Origin of the sequence: Pseudoalteromonas sp. PS5 (assembly GCF_004103255.1) — a bacterium.
Classification (GTDB): Bacteria; Pseudomonadota; Gammaproteobacteria; order Enterobacterales; family Alteromonadaceae; genus Pseudoalteromonas; species Pseudoalteromonas peptidolytica.
This window is the reverse complement of sequence record NZ_RCSQ01000225.1, coordinates 1-4,883: the sequence shown is the minus strand read 5'-3', so window position 1 is coordinate 4,883 and position 4,883 is coordinate 1. Positions and strand designations below refer to the sequence as shown.

The 4,883-nt window shown below is 42.3% G+C and carries 4 protein-coding genes and 1 pseudogene; 3 read left to right on the top strand and 2 right to left on the bottom strand.

From position 1 onward, the window contains the following. Positions 1–313: pseudogene (locus D9603_RS21750) on the top strand (hypothetical protein); the annotation flags it as partial. A gap of 17 nt (positions 314–330) precedes the next feature. Here the strand turns inward: D9603_RS21750 and D9603_RS20885 are convergent. Together D9603_RS20885 and coaD are read right to left on the bottom strand one after the other, a co-directional pair. Next, positions 331–1,689 carry a capsule assembly Wzi family protein gene (locus tag D9603_RS20885; RefSeq protein ID WP_128732769.1) on the bottom strand — a complete coding sequence of 453 codons (1,359 nt, stop codon included), beginning with the start codon at positions 1,687–1,689 and terminating at the stop codon, positions 331–333. Continuing rightward, positions 1,686–2,168, bottom strand: coding sequence for a pantetheine-phosphate adenylyltransferase (gene coaD / locus D9603_RS20880; protein WP_125253790.1), 483 nt, complete (start codon positions 2,166–2,168; stop codon positions 1,686–1,688). The genes D9603_RS20885 and coaD overlap by 4 nt, the downstream gene beginning before the upstream one ends. Before the next feature lie 174 nt (positions 2,169–2,342). Between coaD and D9603_RS20875 the strand changes: the two genes are divergently transcribed. Together D9603_RS20875 and thiI are read left to right on the top strand one after the other, a co-directional pair. Then, entirely contained in the window at positions 2,343–2,999 is a 657-nt protein-coding gene (locus D9603_RS20875; protein ID WP_125253791.1) for a TetR/AcrR family transcriptional regulator, read from the top strand. Positions 3,000–3,204: 205 nt separating this feature from the next. After that, entirely contained in the window at positions 3,205–4,662 is a 1,458-nt protein-coding gene (gene thiI / locus D9603_RS20870) for a tRNA uracil 4-sulfurtransferase ThiI (protein WP_125253792.1), read from the top strand. Positions 4,663–4,883: the final 221 nt, after the last annotated feature.

Below are 4,883 nucleotides of genomic sequence, written 5' to 3'. Positions count from 1 at the left end.
TGACCTACTTACCATTGTTTTATTAATCGGGATAAATTATAAGCTGAAAGTACCATGGTGTACTGCGCTGCACTATGTCTTTTTGTTTCTAGCGATTAACTCGCTACTTTATTTGGGGTTATATATAGATTTAGGGGTATTTGAGACCCGCGAGCAGTGGTGGTTTTGGAGTGTTTATTCCGTTGCTGTGTTGGTTTGTGATTGCGCGATTGTCATTACTTTGATTATTGATAAAGATTGGCTTGGGCTGAAAAAGCTAATGGCCAGAATAAACCGACTTGGTATGCCTGATTACGCGAATGAAAATAAATGAGCGGCTTTAGCCGCTCATTAAAATTGATACTCGACGCTTAATGTCAAAGCAGCATGACTATCATCTTCTGCTAAAGATTTATCTTGCCAAGCAGTTACACCAACTTTAGCAAGTGTACCAAATACACCTTGTTGATACCCAAGCTCCAACTGGTTTCGTTCGAGGTCTTGAGTTTCATAATCAATGCGCTTTAATTTTGCATAGGCACCTACGCCATTGGTACTAAAATAGTCTAGCGCAACCGTGATACTTTTTGCGCCTAGTCCTGTGCTGGCGCCAAGCCATAAGCCTCGCTCTTGGTAATTCGCTAAGTCGAGGCTATTATCTCTTGGGCAAAGTGACAGAGTGAGGGCATCTTTGCACTCAATATTGGTATCTGAATACTCAACAAAGCCTTTTAGGCGGTGAGTTGTGTTGCCCCAGTAGCTCTCTACTCCTAAGGTAAACATTGGCTCATCTGGCAAAGCGCCACTGTCGTTTCCTCCCGCAAATTCACCATAAAATGCAAATGGTCTGTCGCCTAAGCGAGTGGAGTACTTTATATCAACACTGGTGAGTCGTTGTGATTGCTTTTCACTTTCAAGGTTTTGTTGTTGATACACAAAATCACTGTAGGTGGTACTAAAGCCCAGCTCCAACCCTTGAATAGGAAAAGCTGCGGCTCGAAATCCCCAGAAATCACCTTCTTTTTTGTTGCTGATGGTTGGGCGCTGTTTTGCCATGATAGCGGTTACTTGCCAAGGCCCTACAAAAGACAGAAAACTTGGGCCACTATAGTTATTATTTGCTCGACTTAAGCGGATTGCTTTCATCGGTGCTGCATTATTAGAAAGCATCAGCGCATTTTCATTGCTTGGCCCCCACCAGTAACTTAAGCGCTCAGCACTGAGTGACCAATTACCAAATAGCACTGCCATATGGCTACCATGATGATTCACATATTTACCATCTTGGCCTTCATCTGTGTAGTTAACCGCTACCTTGGCACTGACAGACTTGCCGGTGATGATCCCAAAGCTGCGTACCCCAGAACGAGCATCATGACGTTGTCCAAACCCGGTTGAGCGTACGTCAGCACCATTAAAGTGAGCAGTTACACTACTATAGCGTTCTCTTTTTGCTTGCTTTAGTGCATGGCGCAGGTGGGCTAACGCGAAGCTTGCAGTTTGCGATAAGTTACGATCATCAACACTTGCAAGATCATTGACAATTCCGCTCCACAGTAGCGGGTATTGATTCACTGGGCGATTGATCACTCCCTGCGCAACGAGCAGGTCTATACTATGTTTAAGCTCACTCTGGGATACTTCTATCCATGGTGAGGCATGAGCACATGTACCCATCAATACAGCAAGGGATAATAGGCTTTTTTTCATCCGTGTAATTTTTCCTCTAACGCGTTGGCGACCAGTGGGTGAACAAACTCACTGACATTACCTTTGTGAAGGGCAACTTCTTTTACCAAAGTTGATGAGATAAATGAATTCTTTTCAGATGGCGTTAAAAACACGCTTTCTAAATCTGGGTGTAATCGACGGTTCATATTTGCCAATTGAAATTCATAGTCGAAGTCAGATACCGCTCTAATGCCACGGATCAAAACGTTGGCTTGTTGTTCTTTAGCTAAATCTACCAATAAACCAGAAAATCCAATGACTTTTACATTTTCGTGCGATTTTAAAATTTCTTGAGCTAAAGCAACACGTTGTTCCAAAGAGAAGCATGGCTTTTTATTTGGATTGTGGGCAATGGCTAAGATGACAGTATCAAACATCTTTGCGGCTCGTTTAATCAAATCTTCATGTCCATTGGTTAATGGATCAAATGTACCTGGGTAGAGTGCTGTGACTTTCATGAGCATAACTGTGTTGAATTTTTTTGTATGGTAGCAAGGTTTTTTTCAAAAAACACTGGTCAGCTCTGTCGGCATGGTGCTTATCTCAGGGTAAAATTAGTGCTACTTTTATCAAGGGCGCTCAAGACGAAAATGATAGGGCTCAGTAAGTTTCAACAATCATAGAGAATTGTAATGAATACCAAGGAAAAAATAATCCGTACCAGCATTGCTTTATTTAACTTGCATGGAGAGCGCGCTATTACGACCAACCATATTGCTTCTAGTTTAGGTATTAGCCCAGGCAATTTGTATTATCATTTTAAAAATAAAGAAGACATTATCAGGCAGATATTCGCACTGTATAGCGAGCATTTAAATACACACTTTAAGCCTTTAGAGCAACATAGTGAGCCGCTTGAGCAACTAACGCTCTACCTAGACTCATTGTTTGACTTAATGTGGCGCTATCATTTCTTCTACGACAATTTGACAGATATTTTAGCCAAAGATGATGAGCTAAAGAAAAACTATATTGCGTTTCAAGCTCGCCTACTAGAGCAAGTAAAAGCGGTGGTGATTGGGCTGAGAGAGTCGGGGGTTATCACGATTAATGACGCTGATGCAAAAGAGCTCGCCCATATGCTAAAAATGACCGTGAGCTTTTGGACGCCTTATGTGAAAGCAAGGCGAATGACGGGCGTGTTAGAACAGCAAGATATATACAACGGCATCGTCAAGGTGCTCATGTTATTTAAACCTTATGCTACGCAAATGAGTATGCCGAAAATAACGCAATTACAGCAACATTATCAGGCATTAGCTGAGGCAAGCTTACCAAGTATTGCTTAATTATTATCAAAGTGACAGAGCTAGGTTTCGCTATTGCACGTGAAAATTGATAGTAAATACGTTGATTATTTCCTAATCGCTTCTGAATTTGATATACTCGCGCGCCCGAACCGTCCCTCGGCCGGTGTGCGCCACGATATCGTCCTCTTTGGTCAAATCGAAGCAGCATCGCAACCGATAATCGACCTGTAGTAGAGTGACTTTTATGCTTAAATTTATCGTCAAATTACACCCTGAAATTGCTATTAAGAGCAAATCTGTCCGTAAGCGCTTCACCAAAGTATTAGAGAAAAACATCAAAATGCTGTTGGTGCGTGTTGACGAAAACGTAAAAGTTAAAAATAACTGGGACAACATCTCAGTGACCAGTCAGCTCGATGATGAAAAAACGCGCTTGGCGTTAATTGATAATCTCAAGCGCACACCTGGGATCGTGCAATTTATTGAGGTGCAAGAGACCCAGTTTGAAACGCTTGATGATATCTATCAGCAAACGCTTGCACTAGTTGCACCACTAATTGTAGGTAAAACTTTCTGCGTTCGCGTAAAACGCCAAGGTCAGCATGAATTTACATCAAGCGATGTCGAGCGTTATGTCGGGGGGGGATTAAACCAAAACATTGAGGGCGCAAGTGTTAGGTTGAAAAAACCAGATGTGACGGTAAAAATTGAAATTAAAGACGATAAAGCTTATATCGTCCGCCATCAGCATTTTGGTTTGGGTGGTTTCCCATTGCCAACGCAAGAAGATGTGCTTTCTTTGATTTCCGGTGGTTTTGACTCAGGTGTTGCGACCTATCAAATGATGAGAAAAGGGGCGCGTACTCACTTCTTATTCTTCAACTTGGGCGGCGCGGCGCATGAGATAGGGGTTAAGCAAGTGAGCCATTATTTATGGAAACAGTTTAGCTCAACGCATAAAGTGAAGTTTATCACGGTTGACTTTGAACCTGTTGTTGCTGAAATTCTTGAAAACGTCGAAAGTGGGCAGATGGGCGTGGTTCTGAAGCGCATGATGATGCGCGCTGGTACCGTGGTTGCAGAACGTTTGGGGATCCCTGCAATTGTGACCGGTGAGAGTATCGGCCAGGTATCAAGTCAAACACTGGCTAACCTCAATGTCATTGACCGTGTTACCGAAATGCTTATCCTACGACCGCTCATCCAGCATGATAAAGAAGAAATCATTCGTATCGCGCGTGCTATTGGTACCAATGAAATGGCTGAAGCGATGCCGGAATACTGCGGTGTGATCTCTAAAAAACCGACGGTCAAAGCACAGCTTGATAAAATTTTAGCGGAAGAAGAAAAGTTTGATTTTGATGTGTTAAACACCGTGGTTTCAAATGCCACAGTGAAAGATATTCGTGACATTGAAGTTGAAGCAAAAGAAGAGGTCAAAGAGGCTGAGTCGGTAAGCGAATTACCCGACAACGCGGTAGTGCTGGATATTCGCTCTCCAGATGAAGAAGATGCAAACCCGCTAGAACTCGAAGGCGCTGAGGTCATTCATTTACCTTTCTTTAGGTTAGCCACCAAATTTGGCGATTTACCACAAGATAAAGAATACTATTTATATTGCGCCAAAGGCGTAATGAGCCAACTACAAGCGCTTATTTTGCATGAAAATGGCTACACCAATGTAAAGGTGTATCGTCCTTAAAATAAAGAACCTTATACCGATTAGCTTAACTAGTATTATCGTGTTGGGTGAGCATGCGGCTCACCCAATAGATGAATAGCGTAATTATTGTTGGTGAACGACATAAACGTTAAGTTGCCAGCAAAGCGTGATAGGCTTTTATACCAATTTTCTTAATTAAGTGGTCTATTTTGAGGCGAGAGAATCTTGTCGATAACCAGGCAAAAATTTTGCTATTTAGT